The sequence below is a fragment of the Ferrimicrobium sp. genome, from assembly GCF_027364955.1.
Taxonomy (GTDB): domain Bacteria; phylum Actinomycetota; class Acidimicrobiia; order Acidimicrobiales; family Acidimicrobiaceae; genus Ferrimicrobium.
Genome location: NZ_DAHXOI010000001.1, coordinates 1 through 17,712 on the forward strand (window position 1 = coordinate 1; position 17,712 = coordinate 17,712).

Here is a 17,712-nt window from a genome sequence, read left to right on the forward strand (position 1 = left end):
TCAATGCTGCGTCGGCCATGCTCACATGATAGCACAGACTCCGTGACTGTTCAAGTTATTATTGCTTGACTCCTTAGACCGCCTCTACCAGCTCTGCATAGCGCCGTAAAGCCGCATCCTCACACGCTTGGGAGTGCAAGAGATAGCGTTCGAAGAGCAATCCCACCACCATCGTTCGTTTGGCTCGATCGCCGTTGGGGAGCAAGAGGTCGAGAAGGTGGCCAAACTGCTCAGCGCCTCGCTCCCTGGCGTCGACCATACAGATCATGAGGGCCGTAATCCATAGTGCCGCTGATGGTCGATCAAAGATGGAGAGCCTCCACATCAGATCACGAGAGGGATCTGCCAGTTCGGTCTCTACCTCCAACGGGATATAGGTCACCTCCTGGAGCAGATCCGCCTTCGAGCTAAAGTAGTGATAGATCAGCGCAGGGTCCACACCAGCGGCTTTTGCAACACTACGAATCGTTAGACTGCTGGCGCCGTCGTTGACGAGAACATCCATAGCTGCTCGCAGAATCTGCTCTCTGCGTTCGCGCCAGGTTTCTTGAACATTTCCCATGATCTGATCCACCTTTGCAAGTTGCAAGAAGGTATCGGAGCGATTTGTCGATTCTAAACTTTCTCGCGCGTGCGCGTGATCCTCAGGTATTGCTAACAGAGGTCAATAAGACGAGATAATGGACAAATTGCGATCGGGAAATACTCTCGTCGGCGAGCACAGTTAGCTCAGCTGGAGACTGTTCGGAGGCGATGGCAAGTCCACACGTCGGCGTGTCGAACTCTTGGAGTGCCTTCATGGCCGGGATATCTCCCACATCATCACCGGCGTACAGCACAGCGGAGTGACCTCCAGCCAGTCGACGCAGTACCGTTCCTTTGTCGGAGTGATCACCAACGCTGACCTCTACCACAGATTTTCCAAAGTCGAGGGTAACGTCGTACTCGCGTTGTTGCCGACGGCTCCAGTCCAGGACCTCAGATGCTCGATCGGGAGCGCGACGATAATGAAGCGCGAGCGAACTTGGCTTTTCCTCCACCAAAATGGCGGTGGGCAACTCTTGGCGAGCCCGTCTGACGAGCGCCTCAAGCAGGGTTTGATCCGTTGGTTCCAGCGTCTCTGGACGGCCATAGTTACCGATGAGATCGACCTTAATACCGACGAATTGCTCCTGAAGATAGTCAGTTGGGCGACCGGAGAGAATGATGACGTTTGTTTGTCTGCTCAGTTTCACTAGCGGTTGGCGGAGCTGGACATCAAGGCGGGCTTGGCCAGGCGTTGACACGATGGGGGCAAGCGTTCCATCGAAGTCGAAGACAAGAAGGGCCGTCGTGGGGTGTTGGAGATAGACCTGGCGAAACTCAGCGAAGAGCACGGTTGATGGTCTCCAACCACCTTGTCCACGTATTCTGGCTGGTCCATGATCTGACAGGGTCAAGATCGCCACCCCCGAGCGCCCGGTCGAGTGCCCCTGCTGTCTCAGCGATGTCGAGCGGGTTGATGAGTTCAAGCCATTGGCCAACGTGCTCGGCGGCGCCAGCTTCGGTAGAGAGCACAATTTGTGCGGTCGGCTTGGCGACGAGAGCAGCTTCAAAGACGACGAGGTTCAGGCCGTCGCGCAGCGGGTTGACCAAGAGGGCATCAAAGAGCTGGTAACTCGCAAGGCTTCTGGCGGGATGGTCGGAGAGGTCGAGGTGAATAGGGTTCCAGCCTTCATGGAACCAGCGTTCATTGACCTCCTTGACGAGCGTCTCGAGTTCAACGGTCAGACGGCGATACTTGGGAATGGTACTTCGCGATGGGTAGGCAAAGAGGAGGGCTCTGAAATTTCCGCGTGCCTTCGGGTTCTGGCGCAGCATGCTATCGATGGCATAGACGCCCCGCAGGAGGTTCTTCGACGGTTCAATTCGGTCGACTCTCAGGATTGTGGGGAGCCCCATGGCAAGTGGTTCGAGCCGATCACGCTCGCGGGCGACCGCTTCGTCGGAGACTGAGTTTATCATGCCAAGTGTGTCGGCTGGGAGGGGAGCCACTACCGTTGGGGGCAGTCGAGACCCACGGTGGCCGAAGGAATCGATAAAAAATTGTTCCCAATGATGAGCGTGGAGGCCGATGACGTTAGCGGCAGCGAAGTTACGGAGCAGTTCGTCGCGGACGATTGACGGGATAAGGTCGGATTCAGCCGCCGTGCAGATCGGCGTATGAAAGAACAGAACGATCGAACCACCGAATCCGCGATCACGCAAGAGTTGGGGCATCAGCATCAGGTGGTAATCGTTGATAATGATTGTGGTAGCGCTCAGGTCAAGTTTCGATACTGCGTCAGCCATCTGGTCATTGAAACGACGATACTGATCGTAGGCGTCGAAAAAGGCCTGGTCAAAGATTGGCTCGAAGCTGAGGTCAAAGAGCCCATGGAAAAGATACCAGAAGTATTCGTTGGCGATCACTTGATAGGCGACTCTGTGGTCTTGCGCGTTGACGGGTGCAGGACAGAAACCTGGTTGGATCGCCTCATAGCGATGCTCGCGCGCTGCGGTTACTTCGGCTTCGGAGGAGATAGGGAATAACCATCGAATTTCGTCGTGCCCCGGTTGGTCCATCAGCCCAAGCAAGCCACTTGCGAGTCCTCCTCCTGAGCGGATAAGGGTATGGCCGTCGGCGCCGACCTGCATCGGTCCTCTATTGGTGACAAAAAGATATCGTGACTTTTGCTGCATAATGGGTGTCGTGCTTTAGTGTAGTGTCATGTGGTAAGGCGGGATGCGTGAAGGTTCTAGCCGCTTTTGACAGCTTGAAGGGTACCGCGTCGGCACAGGAGGCCTCCCATGCCTTTGCGCGTGCGCTAAGGGCTGACGAGGTAAGAGAGTGTCCCCTCTCTGATGGGGGCGATGGCTTCCTTGAAGTCCTTGCCCACCGATGGGAACAGGTGGCGACTGTCGATGCTCTTGGTCGTCCATGTCGTGCCCGTCTTGGTTATCGTGCTCTCGATAAGGGCAACGTTGAGGTGATCCTTGAGACGGCGGAGGCCATCGGATTAACGCGTATCGGTGGTGCTGCGAACAATGATCCGATACGTGCAGACTCGACCGGCGTAGCGATCCTGCTCGAAGAGACGTTACGAAGATCAGAGCCACACCGCATTGTGGTTGGTTGTGGCGGTTCTGCGGTTACCGATGGTGGACTTGGTTTTATCCGAAGGGTACGACAGCGTCGTCTTGCAGTTGATACCAGTTTGCTGAGGGTAGCACTCGACGTGCAGACTCGTTTTAGCGATGCGGCCGTCATTTTTGCTCCCCAGAAGGGAGCGAGTGCGGAAGCGGTACGACTGCTCACCATGAGGCTTGGCGCGGCACGAAACTGGTACCAGCGTTGGTACGGGATCGATCTTGACCATTTTGTTGGGACTGGCGCGGCGGGAGGCTTGTCGGGGGCCCTGTTGGCGATCGGAGCCGAGCTCACCTCTGGGTTTGATGAGGTGGCCGATCGAGTCCAATTGGCGCGCCATATCGGCGATGCTGATCTTGTCGTTACTGGTGAGGGTCGGCTCGATGACACGTCGCTTGGTGGGAAGGTGGTGGGCGGTGTTCTCAGGCTTGCTGAGAGTCAAGGCACGCCAGTTTGGGTGATTGTCGGCTCTGCTGCACCCGAGACAGTGCAGGCCGTGCGCCAGCGAGGGCACCGGGTATCGGTGTTGAGTGAGCTTTTTGGTCTAGATGTGGCGTTAGCCAACCCGCTCGAGCTGCTTACTCAGCTAGCCACGGCAGCAAGGGACGAGGCTGGATCGGGCTAGAGGAGTTGCGTGATCAGAGATTCCGGGATCGGCTCCTGCGGATCTATCTGGAGCCGCTCGACGCGCTCGAGGAGCGCCCGGATGACCTGCCGAGATTGAATGCCGAGCGACGAGAGCGGTTGGTGGGGGTGATCTTTGATGCCAAATGGGATTTCGGCGATGGCGCTGCGCCCATAACGCTGCGCGAGTTCCAACAGAATGGCGATGTCGACACCGTAGTCATCCGGAAGATCTAGGGAGATCGCGTCGTCACGATAGAACGCCATCTCACCGCTGAGTGGAGACTGTAAGTCGGCACAGGAAGGGAAGAAAACCTCTAGCAGTGGCTTTGCAGTGAGTTCCGTCACCCGTCCACTGTCATCAGCAGAGTTGCCGTAGGCCGCTTTCGCCAGCCGCAACTGCCGTTGGCTTGTGAGCGTCCAAACAAGACGACTCAACTGTGCATGCTGCAGCGAGCCTAAGTCCGCATCACAGGTCACGACAATGTCGGCCGTGGACCGTTCCCAACCCACCCGCAGCGCTTTACCCTTGCCGGGCCTCCCGTCGCGAATAGCGACAACACGTACCTGTGGGAACTGATGGGCTACCTCTTGGGTCGCGTCAGCGGAACCATCGTCTACAACGATGATCTCGTCAAAAAGAGCAGGCTGATCAGAGGTGACGATATCGAGCACATGCGGGAGTCGTGGAGCTTCATTGCGAGCTGGTATGACGAGCGCCACGGTGTTCCTTGGGCTCAGGGAGTTTTTGACGACCACGACGTATCATCCTAGAAGTTTGCGTGGCCCTATGCGCAGACGGTCTGAGTACTGGCTCGCCGAGGTCCAAGTTTGCGGGCTTTGCTGCAGGCGCAACGCGGATCGGAATGAGGAAGCTAGACAAGGGATGGTGAGTCCTCTGCGGCTGATGCACCGGGTGAACGGAATTTTGAGGGGCAGAGCGTGCGTGAATGGCGTGCAGCCTGGCTAGGATTGTTAGCACTCTCATATGTAGAGTGCTAGTTTCGGTAAACACACTAGTTTCGGTAAACACAATGGAGGAAAGTGGCTATGGCTAAGCTGATTCTGTTCGATGATGAGGCTCGACGCAAGCTCGAGTCAGGGATGAACCAGCTCGCTGACGCGGTGCGGGTAACCCTCGGACCCAAGGGACGTAATGTGGTGCTCGATAAGAAATGGGGAGCACCTACCATCACCAACGATGGAGTGTCGATCGCTAAGGAGATCGAGCTCGAGGATCCATTTGAGCGACTTGGTGCTGAACTTGTGAAGGAAGTCGCCAAGAAGACTGATGATGTCGCAGGTGACGGCACCACGACGGCGACGGTTTTGGCGTGGACGATGGTCCGCGAAGGCCTTCGAAACGTCACCGCTGGGGCAAACCCCATGTTGTTGAAGACGGGCATTGAACTCGCAGTAGAAGAGGCTGTTCTCTCGCTGAAGAATCTTGCTCGCGAGACAGAATCACGGGAGCAGATTGCCCAGGTTGCCTCTATCTCTGCGGCCGATCCTGAGGTCGGTCAGATGATCTCCGAGGCCATTGAACGCGTCGGTAAGGACGGGGTCATCACGGTCGAAGAGTCGCAGACCTTTGGGATGGAGATCGATCTGGTCGAAGGAATGCGTTTCGATAAGGGTTACATCTCTCCATACTTCTCCACCGATCCGGAATCGATGACGGCGGTGCTTGAGGATCCTTACATCTTGTTCTACAGCTCCAAGATTTCTGCGATTCGTGATGTCTTGCCGGTGCTCGAGAAGATCATGCAGGCGGGCAAGCCACTGTTGATCATCGCCGAAGACGTTGATGGCGAAGCTCTCGCCACGCTTGTGGTCAACAAGATTCGCGGAACGTTCCGCTCCGTTGCGGTCAAGGCTCCTGGGTTTGGCGATCGACGCAAGGCCATGATGCAGGATATGGCTATCCTCACCGGTGGCCAAGTGATCTCTGAAGAGGTGGGTCTAAAGCTTGAAAACACGACGCTTGACCTACTTGGTCGGGCGCGACGAGTGGAGATCTCGAAAGATGAGACCACCATCATTGAAGGCGCTGGCGATGAGACCGAGATCAAGGGTCGTGTCGCACAGATCAAAAACGAGATCGAGACCACAGACTCAGACTACGATCGCGAGAAACTGCAAGAGCGCCTCGCCAAGTTGAGCGGTGGAGTTGCCATCATCAAGGTGGGCGCGGCGACGGAGGTGGAGCTCAAGGAGAAGAAGCACCGTATCGAGGACGCAGTCTCGACCACGAAAGCAGCTATTGAGGAGGGTGTCGTTCCTGGTGGCGGCGTTGCACTCCTGCGTGCACAGGAGGCAGTCGCTCAGTTGGCCGATAAGCAACTCGATGCAGATGTGGCTACTGGCGTCCGTCTAGTCGCGAAGTCCCTTGAGGGTCCACTGCGCCAGATTGCCACGAATGCTGGTATGGAAGGCGGTGTCGTCGTCGAGAAGGTGCGTTCGCTTAAGAATGGTTCCGACGGCCTGAACGCGGCCACCGGCATCTATGAGGATCTGTTTGCTGCTGGAGTGATTGACGCAGTCAAGGTGACTCGCTCGGCGCTGCAAAATGCGGCATCGATTGCGGCGCTGTTCCTCACGACAGAGGCTGCGATCGTCGATAAGCCAGAAGAGAAGTCGGCGGCGATGCCACCTGGAGGCATGGAGGACTTCTAGTCACGGGTTCTTTACGGCAATGGGCGGCACGCTATGTGTCGCCCATTGCCGTTTTCTGCCCTGTCGTAGTAGGGTTGGCCGGCGAGCGATTGTTGCTACCGCCGGTGGGGTTCCTAAGGTAGAGGTAGCGGATTTGCCCCGCAGGTGTGGTAGCCGGGCGGTGCAGGGTTGGACGCACAAGGAGAAGATAGCATGGTAAGAGATGAGGAAATGATGCAGCCAGAGGAGCCCAACCAAGGAGCGGATGAACTGGAGATTCCGTGTTCGGAGGTTACCGAGGGACTCAACGTGTTGCATCTCTTTGGGGACGCAACCAAGGATTTCGATCCGGAACTTGCGACAGCGAGGGTCAAGCAGGCCATTGAGCGTGGGACCCAGGTATTGACGGTTGCCACATTAGGTCATCGTTGTGAGGTCGCCATCATGGCACTCGATCGTGATCTTCTCGGGCTACGACGTCTTCAGTTGGATTTACGACGTGCTGGCCTGGTCTTTAGTGATTCATTCTTCTCCATCACTGAAGTCTCCGAGTATGCACGTAATATCACCGAGGAGCGTAAGCGACCCCGTCTTTATCCGAAGTTGCCACCCAAAGGTAAGGATGCGTGGTGTTTCTACCCAATGGCTAAGCGTCGTAACGTTAGTCAAAATTGGTATGCACTTGGCTTCGATGAGCGCGAGCACCTCATGGGAGAACACGGTGCGTCGGGGCGAAAATTCGCCGGTCGTGTCACCCAGTTGGTTACCGGTGCGACTGGTGTGAGTGATTGGGAGTGGGGCGTGACGCTATTTGCTCGCCATCCAGATGATTTGAAGGATGTGGTCTATACGATGCGCTACGACGAGGCGTCGGCAGTATACGCAGAGTTCGGCCCGTTCTACGTAGGAGTCCTCCAAGATCCTGAGGTAGTCTTCTCCTCCCTCTTCGCTGATAATTAGTCCTTGGGGACACTCGAAAGCGCTGGAAGGAGGATAGAGAGCATGGCGGTGGATGTAGACACGTCCCTGATCGATGATAAAATCAGCGAAGTTCGACGCTGGTTTTTGGGTGTCGGCAACGTGGTGGTGGCCCTCTCTGGTGGGGTCGATTCTGCTGTCCTTGCGGCGATGGCGAACAGGGCGCTCGGTGATCACGCTCTGGCGGTGACGGCCGTTTCTCCGTCGTTATCGCAAGAAGAACTCGAAGGCGTTCGAGGCTTTGTGCAGCGAGAGTCGTTGAACTTCATGGAGGTTCACACTGACGAGATTCAAGACCCGAACTATGTCCAGAATGCACCAGACCGATGCTACGTCTGCAAAAGTCATCTTTTTGAGGAGCTTTTGCCCATTGCGCTTCATCGGAAGGCGACGATTGTCGTTGGGACCAACCTTGACGATCTGGGTGACTACCGTCCGGGCTTGCGAGCTGCGGATGAGTTTGGAGTTGCTTCGCCCTTTGTGGAGTGTGGGGTAGACAAGTCGATGATCCGGTCGATAGCTCGCTCGTTAGGGCTCGGGGAGCTTGCGGATAAGCCAGCTTCGGCCTGTCTAGCCTCACGCATTCCCTATGGGGTCCCCGTCACGATCCAGCGATTGAGTGCTGTCGAGCGCCTTGAGCGATTTCTTCATCGCCTTGGCCTCTCGGTCGTACGAGTACGCCACCATGGCGACATCGCGAGAATCGAGCTACCTCCGGAGATGTTCCAGCGGATGCTGGCTAACCGTGAGCAAATTGTCGCTGAAGCCGAGCGACTCGGATTCGTCTATAGTACGCTCGATTTAGGAGGATTCCGGAGCGGTTCGTTGAACCGGGTGCTCAAGGGGGCAAGCGGCGATGAAGGTGATCGTCAAACTTTGGTATGAAGGTGCGCTCATCGGTGAGCCTATTATCGCGAAACTGGCAGGGAACTACGGTGTGACTGCCAATATCAAGCGTGCAAACGTCGAAGACGACCTCGGATGGATTCTTTGCACGTTGGAGGGCGATGGGAACTCAGTGGCTGCTGCGACTGATTGGCTGATATCCATTGGAGTAGAGGTGGAGATGGTTGAGGGGGACAATGACACTCAGTGAACCGGTGACCCAAGAGGAGTTTGGGAGAATTTCAGCAGCATTCCTCGATGGTCTCACGATGGCGTTGCCGGCGTACTTTGCGAGAGTCGAGGCAGAGCTGGTTCGCGAGGGAGAGGTCGATCTCGACTGGCTCACGGAGCTACAGAGTCAAGTTGAGTCGGAGTTGGCGCTACTCCTTGGGGCGCCAGCGGAGACGCAGCGAGAGCCTCCGGTGGGGCTGATTCGCCGCCGGATGGTGGAAGGGCTGGCCGAAAACGGTTGTGCTGCGAGCATGCCAGCCCTGCAGCGGCGTGGCCTCCTGCCTGCTAGTGCCGTGGATATCGATTCGGATCTGTCCGCGCTGCACCTCGCCTGGGGCGTAGCCAAGGCCCGCAGGTTGCGCTCCCTGACTGAAGAACCGACGCGCGGCTAATTATCCTTGCGTTTTGGGATCTCCCAGCCAATTTTGGTCACTCGCGTGCGTGCCTCATAGAAGAGGCAATCAGGTGGACAGGCGAACGGAAGATCAAGGTTGGCTTTGAGCCTGCACCTTTGAATGCGCTCTCCTGAGGGGAGTGTTTGTAGAACGTAGTGTTTGCAGGTCTCTTGAATGGCCACCCCTGTAGCGTACCAGTCCTAGGCTTATGGTGAGCGAAGGAATAGGTTGAGTGGGTGAAATAGACCAAGGTAGTCAGAGGGCGACAGATGACCCTCGAGAGTCAGCATCGGCGAATGAGCTGGCGCAGTGGATCTTGTCGCTGGCCGCCATTGCCCAGACGGGGCTAGCATTCAGTGATTCCCTCTATGAGCGTGAGCGTTATGACGAAATCCTCAAGGTCGTCGGCCGAATGCAACAGGTGGGTCTCTCCCGAAACGCCGGAGTTGATGTGTCGGTTTTGACGGAGGGGGGGCCGCGGGGGGTTCCAGGCTATGTGACGCCAAAGACCGCGGTTGGCGCCATCGTGCTCGATTCATCGCAGCGCATGCTCCTCGTTCGCCGAGCGGATAGTGGAGTCTGGCTCTACCCCACAGGTTGGGCCGATGTTGGATACTCTCCTGCTGAAGTAGTTGTGAAGGAAGTCGAAGAAGAGACGGGGATTCGTTGCACGCCGACGCGTCTCCTCGCGGTTCTTGATGGCATGCGACTGGGGTTCACCCGAGTGGCGATGTATAGCTCAATCTTCCTCTGTCGAGCTGACGGTGGCGAACTGCGACCGCACCCGCTCGAAACATCGGGAGCGGACTGGTTTGCGATCGATCGACTGCCACCTCGTCTCGAAGCGTTACTGGCGCTACCATGGTTGAGTTGGATCCGAGACGGCGAGGAGCCACCACTCACTACGTACTTTGACCCCGTACGGGCTGATCGCGTCTGAGTTCTACTGAGTCTGAGTCCCACTGTGTCGAGAGGTCGGTTGCACCTTCTTTGGTTACTCTCCTTGCTGTCTGCGAAGAAAGCGTTCCGCTTCAATGGCGATGGTATCGATCGATGATCGTACGTTGAGTTCCTGTTCGTAGTTGGACTCCAGCGACGAGATATAGGCGACGAGATCAGGGTCCCGAGAGACGAAGTCCTTCACCTCTTGATCGGTGTCGCCGAGGTCTTCTCGGAGCTCTCGGAAGTCCTCTTCCATGCCGAGGAGGATCTCGAGTTGGCGCAGGAGAGCTAGTGCCGAGCGCTGCGCCGGAAACTGGCTGAGATAGTGTGGCACTTCGACCCAGAGGGAGACGATCTCCGTGCCATAGCTCACTGAGGCTGACTGGAGCACACTGAGAAAACCAGTGGGCCCCTCGTAGCGAGGACTGTCGAGTTGGAGCAGGTCAGCGACGTCCGGTGTACTTGCATAACCAAAGAGCCGTGGTGGTTTCGTGTGCGGTGCAGGTGCAAGGAGCGAACCGAGGGTAATGACACGGTCAACAGCCAAGAGGTTAGCTACTGCAAGCAGCTCTGCTGATGCGGTCTTCCATCGAAACTGTGGCTCGGGTCCGAAGAGGAAGAAGACCGGTCCATAGCGCTTCGTGGTCGCCTCACCGATGACAAGCGTGCTCCAGCGGAGTTCAGAGATACCGTGGTGGTCGATGGTTACCATGGGTCGGACCATGGAAAAGTCATAGAACTTCTCTGGATCGAGATACGCAAGATCAACGAGTCCAAGAGCCGTGCCGATCTGATTGTAGGCAATTGTTGCGGCATCACCCGCATCGGTCCACCCAGAAAGCGCCGCGATGAGCGTCGCGGGCTTTCGGCGTTGGCCAACCCGCCTATGCCAGACGATATCTCTCATCGTATCTATGCTAGTTGCCAAAGGTGAAAACTGAAGGTAAACGAGAGGAGTTTTGATGATGGCTGTGGACGAGTGGCAAGTCGTACAACCGAAAGAGGGAAACTTCGAGCTTGTCCAGGCAATCAATCTGCTCCTACCACAACTCTCGCAGCGGGCCGCTCCGCTCACACCTGAAAGGCTCGACCAAGTCCTCGCCGCGCCTTCGTCGCATCTCTTCGTTGCCGTCAACCGGCAGGGTCAGATCGGCGCCATGTTGACCCTGGTTGTTTTCCCGATATTGACCGGCCAACGAGCTTGGGTGGAGGATGTCGTGGTAGATACCTCCCTGCGAGGCAAAGGGCTGGGTCGGTTGTTGACCCAACGAGCCCTACAAGTCGCGGAGGAACTCGGGGTGGCGACCGTCGACCTGACGTCAAGGGCCAGCAGAGTCGCTGCTCATGGTCTGTATGAGTCGGTTGGGTTTGTAGTTCGCGACACAAGTGTGTACCGTTTTGTAGTGGAGGCGAGTTAAAAGCCACGAGACAAGAAGAGGAGAAAATGGCTGATTCAATTACGATTACAGACAACCGCACGGGCGAGGCGTTCGAGGTCCCGATCGTTGACGGGACAGTGTCCGCGGAACAGTGGAACAAGCATTTGCCTGGTATCTGGTTCCTTGATCCGGCTCTCGCGACGACAGCGATGTCTGAGAGCAGTATTTCGTATCTTGATGGGGAGGCCGGGATCCTCCGCTATCGCGGTTATCCGATCGAACAACTCGCCGAGAAGTCGACCTATCTTGAGGTTGCCTATCTCCTCTTGAATGGCGAACTGCCGACCGCCCAGCAGCTGTCGGTTTGGGTCGACGAGGTTACCCACCACACCTTCATCCATGAGAACGTGCGCAAGCGTTTTCTTGAGGGTTTCCACTACGATGCTCATCCGATGGGCATCCTGGTCTCAGCGGTTGCAGCGCTCTCTACCTTCTACCTCGACGCCAAGGAGATCTTCGACCCCGAGGCTCGTCATCGCCAGATCGTACGATTGATTGCGAAGATGCCGACGTTAGCGGCTGCTGCCTATCGCTTCTCCCAGGGCATGCCCTTTGTCTATCCTGATAATGCGTTGAGCTTCCCTGAGAACTTCCTTTCCATGATGTGGAAGATTGCTGAGCCCCGGTACGAGGCAGATCCCAGGCTGATTCGAGCGGTCGATGTTCTCTTCATTCTCCACGCTGATCACGAACAGAACTGTTCAACAACGGCGATGCGTGTGGTTGGCTCGGCCCATTCCGATCCCTACTCCTCAGCCGCCGCTGCCTGTGCGGCTCTTTATGGACCGCGTCACGGCGGTGCGAACGAGGCGGTAGTAAAGATGCTGACTGAGATCGGCAGTATTGAGAATGTTCCAGATTTTGTTCGCACGGTCAAGGAGGGACACGGACGGCTGCAGGGTTTTGGTCATCGGGTCTATAAAAATTATGATCCCCGTGCGAAGATCATTAAGAACGTTGCCTATGACGTATTTGATGTGACCGGCAAGAATCCACTCCTCGATATCGCCTTGAAATTGGAGGAGGTGGCGCTCTCGGATGAGTACTTCATCTCGCGTAAGCTCTATCCCAATGTCGATTTCTACTCCGGCCTGATCTATCAGGCTATGGGCTTCCCTGTGGACATGTTCCCTGTGTTATTCGCAATCCCTCGCATGTCCGGCTGGCTTGCACACTGGCAGGAGTTGCTCGATCAGGACGCCAAGATCGCCCGACCCCGTCAGCGCTATATCGGTGCCGACAAGCGCGACTTCGTGCCGATTGCAGATCGATAGAGAGTCACTGACAGCTTGCTGCTCGCTAGCGAAGCAGTAGAGCAGCAAGCTGTCACGGCCTCACTCTGATGAGGCCCTCCTGGGCGACCGACAGGAGCAGTCGGCCTGCACGATCATACATCCTCCCTTGAGCTAAGCCTCGGGAGTGTTGGGTGGTTGGGCTGCTCATGTCATAGAGAAACCAGTCATCGGCTCTGGCATTGCGGTGAAACCACATCGCATGATCCAGGCTTGCGGCAAAGATTCTCTGGTCCATCCAAGACAGCTGATGGGGGAGCAGCGTGCTGTCGAGCAGGGTCATGTCTGAGGCATAGGCAAACAGACAGGCGTGGAGTAGGGGAGAGTCTGGAAGTTGACCGTCGGCTCGCAGCCAGATCATCTGCTGTGGTTTCCGGGGTTGTGGCAGTTTCGCCATGGTGGGTGGCAAGACATAGCGAATATCGAAGGGCCGTGGCCGGTCATACCACTCTCCCATCAGCTCGGCCCATGGTGCCATCGTCTCTTCGAAATCAGGGAGGCTGAGTGGGTCAGGCACTTGGGGCGCCTCGATTTGGTGCTCGAGCCCATCCTCCTCGATTTGGAACGACGCGGAGAGGTTGAAGATGGGCTTGCCGTGTTGGATCGCAAGGACGCGGCGTGTGCTGAAGCTCTTTCCGTCGCGGATGCGCTCTACCTCATAGAGGAGAGGAATGTTTGGGTCTCCGGGTCGGATGAAATAGGCGTGAAGGCTGTGCACGGCTCGATCGCTGGCAACCGTTCTCCCGGCGGCCACGAGTGCTTGTCCGGCAACTTGGCCACCGAAGACTCGTTGACGGTCCTCTCGGGGGCTTTGCCCTCGAAAGATGTTGACTTCGATTGACTCGAGATCGAGCAGGGTGATGAGATCATCAAGGGCTTTTGACACCATTCTCCTATCTGTGCCCTCTGTCAAGGGCTATGGTTATCAACCGCTGCAACACGACTAGGATTGTCCCGTGCAGTCTCTCTATCGCACATTCTATGGCTGGTTGGTCGCTAAGGTCGGTCTCAAAGCCATTAAGTATGCGCTTGCCTCAGTGGTCTCGGTGGTTGTCACCGAAGTCGTCCTTTTTTTGGTCTTCGGTGTGTTTCGGCTCTTCTCCGCGGAGGTGTCTAATATCGTGGCTACTGCCGTTGCGGCCGTGCCTTCGTACTACCTCAACCGGAATTGGGCGTGGGGTAAGTCTGGCAAGTCACATTTTCTTCGCGAGATCGTTCCCTTTTGGACGCTTGCGTTTATCGGGCTCGCCCTCTCTCTCGTGACGGTTGGTTTAGCGCAGTCGTTTGCACAGACCCATCACCTCTCGCACCTCGCCGATGCCCTTTTTGTGAACTTTGCATCGCTGTTGGCATTCGGCGTAGTCTGGGTCGGCAAGTTTTTCATCTTCAATATCTGGCTCTTTGTAGAGACAGCAACCAGTGAGGTAGAGCCACTATGAACCAACTACGAGAGGAAGCGAGCCGGTTCCTCGACCGCGATGCAATGGAGGCGGCGACACAGCTGCAGGGTCGTCTCACGAAGCCGGCCGGATCACTGGGTCGTTTGGAGGATCTGGGTGTGCAGCTAGCTGGTATCAGTGGGGCCTGCCCTCCTCGTGTCCCCAGCAGACCGATGGTCGTGGTCGCGGCTGGTGATCATGGCGTATTGGTTGAAGGAGTGTCTCCGTGGCCACAGGAGGTCACGACACAGATGATCCACAACTTTCTTGCCGGTGGTGCTGCAATCAACGTGCTTGCCGATGAAGTTGGTGCCCAGGTCGTCGTCGTTGACTGTGGGGTCCATGCGGAGTTTGCGCCAGCACCGATGTTCTACAGTGTCAAGCGAGCGCAGGTCACGGGTAACATCCACGTCGAACCAGCGATGACAGAAGCGGTTGCCGCTGCCCTCATCGAGGAGGGCAGACACTTCGCCGCCCAGCAGGCATCGCAAGGCATCGATCTCTTTGTAACAGGAGATATGGGGATAGGTAACACCACGCCATCAGCGGCGCTGATCGCAACCGTCTGTAGCGTGAGTGCCGTCGATGTGACAGGCCGTGGCACTGGAGTGGATGATCACACGCTTGCAAAAAAGACGGCCATCGTCACCCAGGTCGTTGATTCGTACTATGGTGATCGATCGAACGCCGTGCAACTTCTCGCACGCATGGGTGGATTCGAACATGCCTTTCTAGCCGGGCTGATCCTCGGTGCAGCGGAGGCACGCGTTCCGGTTATCCTCGATGGCGTTATCGCCATCGCTGCTGCATTGATGGCTGCAGCGGAGGACCAAGCAGTCGTTGGCTGCCTTATCGCCGGGCATCGTTCGGTTGAGCCAGGCGCCTCGGTTGGGTTGGCACATCTTGGGCTGGAGCCTTTGCTTGACCTTCATCTGCGCTTGGGGGAGGGAACGGGGGCCGCGCTGGCAGTTCCAATGGTCCGAGCAGCCGCCCGGGTGCTCGCTGAAATGGCTACCTTCGACGCCGCAGGCGTAACGGAAAAAGGTTAGCGAACCAGTAGTCGCGGCCAGGCAACCGCGAATAGCTGGTGTCTACGCTGACACCAGCTGTTGTGCGCGTGACCTGGCGGTGGCGATACACGTTGGGATCCCTGAGCCGTTGATGTAGGCACCAGTGACGCCAATATCCCCATGGAACCGATCGAATAGATCGGCATCCAACTTCGCGACCAACTGGGCATGGTAGGGGCGAAAATGAGGGAAGGAACGGTTCCAACGGACGATACGGTTCCACGCCGTGGGTAACTGATGGGCTAGCATTTGATTCACCTCAAGGGTCAGTGCCTCCAGCAGTTCGGTATCCTCCATACGTAGGTGGCGGCGATCATAGAGTGAACCGGTTGATATCCGTAGAAGGGTTCCAGCCTGAGCAGTCCAACCTGGCCACTTGTTCGAGGCAATTGACACCGCAGTGGTGAGAAGGCCGAGGTTGCGCGCTACTAAGATGCCACTGACCTCGAGAAGGCGTGACGGCAGCGCCTCCTTGGAGTAGCTGATGAGCATGGAAACTGATGAGTAGTGAATGGCACTCAACAGGCTGCGCCCATCACCGAAGAGGGGACCGAGTAGTGAAGCACTTTGGTAGGCGGGCAAGGCGAGGAGCAGTCGTTGGCTTGGGTAGGACACCGCCGGAGTCGTGATAAGCACATCGGATGGGCCACGCCGTTCGATCGACTGTACCGGGGCACTGGTGACGATCGTACACCCTCCAGCTAGCAACGCGTCCTGCAGCTGGTCGATGAGTACCGACAACCCCCCTGATGGTGCTCCAAAGGCTGGTGTGGTCGCTGCTCCCGAGGACGGTGCAGGCGGAGGCGCATGCAAAATGCTTGGTGCGCTGGTTTGAGCGCTCAATCCGTAGATGGTGTTGGCGTTGATACCTCCGACGAGGGGCTCAACGTTTGCGTCTGCCCATCGACGTCCATAACGGTTCGCGACGATGGCACCCAGGTCATCGCTGAAACCAGAAGGCCACAGCGAGGGTACTAGCGCTCCGATAGCGGCTCGTAGACGAGCCGAGGGTGGTACCAGGTGATTGGCGATCGCTTGTTGCGCTCGCAGCGGAGTGCCCAGATTGAGACCTGCTGGAATGGGCTCGGTCCCTGTGGACGTATACAGGAGGGCTTTGCTGGTTGCTGGGGCGATCTCGGAGAGGACCAAGTGATCGAGGAGTTCGTTCGCCGATGGGTTTCGACGTAGATAGGAGTCCGGCCCCAGCTCTACCTGAACCCTATCGATGGTGGTCGTCTGTAACTTACCGCCAAGTCGCTCTTCTTGCTCAAAGACCGTTACTTCGTGACCGTGTTGCATGAGCTCCCAGGCGGCTCCAAGCCCGCTGATGCCACCGCCAACGATGGCGACCTTCATCGGTTGGCTCCGGCCGCTCGGTCGGTTGTGTCTGGCAGACTAGGCGCACCACGTAGGCTTGCTCCACGCTGGTGGACAAGTTCCACGATGGCGGCCAGGGTGTCTGGGTTCGTCTCAGGCAAGACTCCATGGCCAAGATTAAAGATATACCCCTTGGCCTTCGCGGAAGCAGTCAGCACATTTTCGGTTGCCGCCAAGACCGTCTCCGTGGGCGCGAGGAGGATCGAAGGATCAAGGTTGCCCTGCAAGGCCACCTGTGAGCCCAATCGCGTCGCTGCGTTCCCAAGGTCGATGCGCCAGTCGAGGCCTAACGCTGGAAAGCCGAGATCGGCAAGGTCCTCCAGCAGACCTGCGGTTTCGACCCCGAAATAGATCACTGGTACCCCCAGTCGCGCGGACGCATCTGCGAGGCGTTGGAGATGCGGGCGCACCCACGTCCGAAACATCCACGGGCTCAGCGTTCCGATCCATGAATCGAAGATTTGCACCACACTTGCCCCATGGTCAACCTGGACGGTCAGGGTAGCAATGGCGATATCTACCAGGCGTGAGGCGAGTTCATGGAAGACCTCAGGTTCTTGGAGCATCAGTGTCTTGATGATGGCGTGTGTTCGTGATGGACGACCCTCGACGAGGTAGCTAGCGATGGTGAACGGGCCACCACAGAATCCGATCAACGGAACAGTGAGTTCCTGGACACAGAGCGCGACGGCTGCCGCCATTGGGGCAAGATCGATCGAGGGGTCAACCGCTCTGAGCCGCTGGACGTCGCGCATCGACCTCATGGGTTCTTCGATGACTGGTCCCACCCCAGCGACGATGTCAATCCCGACCCCAAGGTTCGTCAGTGGGGCCATGATGTCTGAGTACAGTATTGCGGCATCAACTTGGTAACGTCGCACTGGCTGCAGCGTGATCTCTGCAGCCAACTCTGGAGACTGCAGCACTTTGAGGATCGATTCTACCCCGCGCACCTTCCGATACTCTGGCAACGAACGGCCAGCTTGGCGCATAAACCAGACGGGCGTTCGTTCTGTTGGCTCCTGGTGGAGTGCTTTGAGGAGCACGGAGGAACTGAGGTCGGTGGTGGGTGTATTCATAGAGCTACTCATCGAGTCTACCGGCGCGACACCTGAAGGGTCAGCTATCGATGTGGAGGGACGCCCACGATTGCTCTTGTGAACCTATGCCTGGGGACCGGGTAGAGTGGATGGTCGGGATAGGCAAGACGTGTGCG

Annotated in this window: 19 protein-coding genes; 11 read left to right on the forward strand and 8 right to left on the reverse strand. The window is 57.1% G+C overall.

Annotation, left to right across the window (positions count from 1 at the left end; all coding sequences use genetic code 11):
* Window positions 1-73: 73 nt before the first annotated feature.
* From M7Q83_RS00005 to M7Q83_RS00015, 3 genes are all read right to left on the reverse strand, one after another.
* Window positions 74-562 (reverse strand): TetR/AcrR family transcriptional regulator, encoded by a 489-nt coding sequence (locus M7Q83_RS00005; RefSeq protein ID WP_298334044.1) that lies wholly within the window; start codon window positions 560-562, stop codon window positions 74-76.
* Between the two features lie 82 nt (window positions 563-644).
* A complete protein-coding gene (gene otsB / locus M7Q83_RS00010; RefSeq protein ID WP_298334047.1) occupies window positions 645-1,376 on the reverse strand; it encodes a trehalose-phosphatase in 732 nt (243 codons plus the stop codon).
* Window positions 1,363-2,721: a trehalose-6-phosphate synthase gene (locus M7Q83_RS00015; RefSeq protein WP_366526343.1), complete on the reverse strand. Its 1,359-nt coding sequence runs from the start codon at window positions 2,719-2,721 to the stop codon at window positions 1,363-1,365. Before M7Q83_RS00015 ends, otsB begins: the two co-directional genes overlap by 14 nt.
* A 47-nt stretch (window positions 2,722-2,768) precedes the next feature.
* On the opposite strand from M7Q83_RS00015, the gene M7Q83_RS00020 reads away from it, so the two are divergent.
* Window positions 2,769-3,794, forward strand: coding sequence for a glycerate kinase (locus M7Q83_RS00020; protein WP_298334053.1), 1,026 nt, complete (start codon window positions 2,769-2,771; stop codon window positions 3,792-3,794).
* On the opposite strand, the gene M7Q83_RS00025 is transcribed toward M7Q83_RS00020, so the two are convergent.
* The gene (locus tag M7Q83_RS00025) at window positions 3,791-4,516 is read right to left on the reverse strand and encodes a glycosyltransferase (protein ID WP_298334056.1); all 726 of its coding nucleotides are present in this window, start codon (window positions 4,514-4,516) and stop codon (window positions 3,791-3,793) included. The two genes, M7Q83_RS00020 and M7Q83_RS00025, sit on opposite strands and share 4 nt — an antisense overlap.
* A gap of 327 nt (window positions 4,517-4,843) precedes the next feature.
* On the opposite strand from M7Q83_RS00025, the gene groL reads away from it, so the two are divergent.
* The 6 genes from groL to M7Q83_RS00055 all read left to right on the forward strand — a co-directional run bounded on the left by groL (window position 4,844) and on the right by M7Q83_RS00055 (window position 9,877).
* On the forward strand, window positions 4,844-6,469 hold the full coding sequence (gene groL, locus M7Q83_RS00030; protein ID WP_298334058.1) for a chaperonin GroEL: 1,626 nt from the start codon (window positions 4,844-4,846) through the stop codon (window positions 6,467-6,469).
* A 192-nt stretch (window positions 6,470-6,661) separates the two neighbouring features.
* Window positions 6,662-7,408, forward strand: coding sequence for a chlorite dismutase family protein (locus M7Q83_RS00035; protein ID WP_298334061.1), 747 nt, complete (start codon window positions 6,662-6,664; stop codon window positions 7,406-7,408).
* Between the two features lie 42 nt (window positions 7,409-7,450).
* Window positions 7,451-8,311: an ATP-dependent sacrificial sulfur transferase LarE gene (gene larE, locus M7Q83_RS00040; RefSeq protein ID WP_298334064.1), complete on the forward strand. Its 861-nt coding sequence runs from the start codon at window positions 7,451-7,453 to the stop codon at window positions 8,309-8,311.
* Entirely contained in the window at window positions 8,283-8,522 is a 240-nt protein-coding gene (locus M7Q83_RS00045; RefSeq protein ID WP_298334066.1) for an NIL domain-containing protein, read from the forward strand. The genes larE and M7Q83_RS00045 overlap by 29 nt, the downstream gene beginning before the upstream one ends.
* Entirely contained in the window at window positions 8,509-8,934 is a 426-nt protein-coding gene (locus M7Q83_RS00050) for a hypothetical protein (RefSeq protein WP_298334069.1), read from the forward strand. The genes M7Q83_RS00045 and M7Q83_RS00050 overlap by 14 nt, the downstream gene beginning before the upstream one ends.
* 235 nt (window positions 8,935-9,169) lie before the next feature.
* Window positions 9,170-9,877: an NUDIX hydrolase N-terminal domain-containing protein gene (locus M7Q83_RS00055; RefSeq protein ID WP_298334071.1), complete on the forward strand. Its 708-nt coding sequence runs from the start codon at window positions 9,170-9,172 to the stop codon at window positions 9,875-9,877.
* Between the two features lie 54 nt (window positions 9,878-9,931).
* Here the strand turns inward: M7Q83_RS00055 and M7Q83_RS00060 are convergent, their stop codons facing one another.
* Complete coding sequence (locus M7Q83_RS00060) at window positions 9,932-10,786, reverse strand: PAC2 family protein (RefSeq protein ID WP_298334073.1); 855 nt, start codon at window positions 10,784-10,786, stop codon at window positions 9,932-9,934.
* 55 nt (window positions 10,787-10,841) lie between these two features.
* Here M7Q83_RS00060 and M7Q83_RS00065 point away from each other — a divergent pair, with 55 nt between their 5' ends.
* On the forward strand, window positions 10,842-11,297 hold the full coding sequence (locus tag M7Q83_RS00065; protein WP_298334075.1) for a GNAT family N-acetyltransferase: 456 nt from the start codon (window positions 10,842-10,844) through the stop codon (window positions 11,295-11,297).
* 26 nt (window positions 11,298-11,323) lie between these two features.
* Window positions 11,324-12,592: a citrate synthase gene (locus M7Q83_RS00070; RefSeq protein ID WP_298334078.1), complete on the forward strand. Its 1,269-nt coding sequence runs from the start codon at window positions 11,324-11,326 to the stop codon at window positions 12,590-12,592.
* A 52-nt stretch (window positions 12,593-12,644) separates the two neighbouring features.
* On the opposite strand, the gene tesB is transcribed toward M7Q83_RS00070, so the two are convergent.
* Window positions 12,645-13,496, reverse strand: a complete 852-nt coding sequence (tesB, locus tag M7Q83_RS00075; RefSeq protein WP_298334080.1) for an acyl-CoA thioesterase II — start codon at window positions 13,494-13,496, stop codon at window positions 12,645-12,647.
* A 70-nt stretch (window positions 13,497-13,566) separates the two neighbouring features.
* Here tesB and M7Q83_RS00080 point away from each other — a divergent pair, with 70 nt between their 5' ends.
* Entirely contained in the window at window positions 13,567-14,049 is a 483-nt protein-coding gene (locus tag M7Q83_RS00080) for a GtrA family protein (protein WP_298334083.1), read from the forward strand.
* Window positions 14,046-15,098, forward strand: coding sequence for a nicotinate-nucleotide--dimethylbenzimidazole phosphoribosyltransferase (gene cobT / locus M7Q83_RS00085; RefSeq protein WP_298334087.1), 1,053 nt, complete (start codon window positions 14,046-14,048; stop codon window positions 15,096-15,098). The genes M7Q83_RS00080 and cobT overlap by 4 nt, the downstream gene beginning before the upstream one ends.
* A 42-nt stretch (window positions 15,099-15,140) precedes the next feature.
* Here the strand turns inward: cobT and M7Q83_RS00090 are convergent, their stop codons facing one another.
* Window positions 15,141-16,475 carry an FAD-dependent oxidoreductase gene (locus M7Q83_RS00090; protein WP_298334090.1) on the reverse strand — a complete coding sequence of 445 codons (1,335 nt, stop codon included), beginning with the start codon at window positions 16,473-16,475 and terminating at the stop codon, window positions 15,141-15,143.
* Window positions 16,472-17,575: a uroporphyrinogen decarboxylase gene (gene hemE / locus M7Q83_RS00095; protein WP_298334093.1), complete on the reverse strand. Its 1,104-nt coding sequence runs from the start codon at window positions 17,573-17,575 to the stop codon at window positions 16,472-16,474. The genes M7Q83_RS00090 and hemE overlap by 4 nt, the downstream gene beginning before the upstream one ends.
* Window positions 17,576-17,712 lie beyond the last annotated feature (137 nt).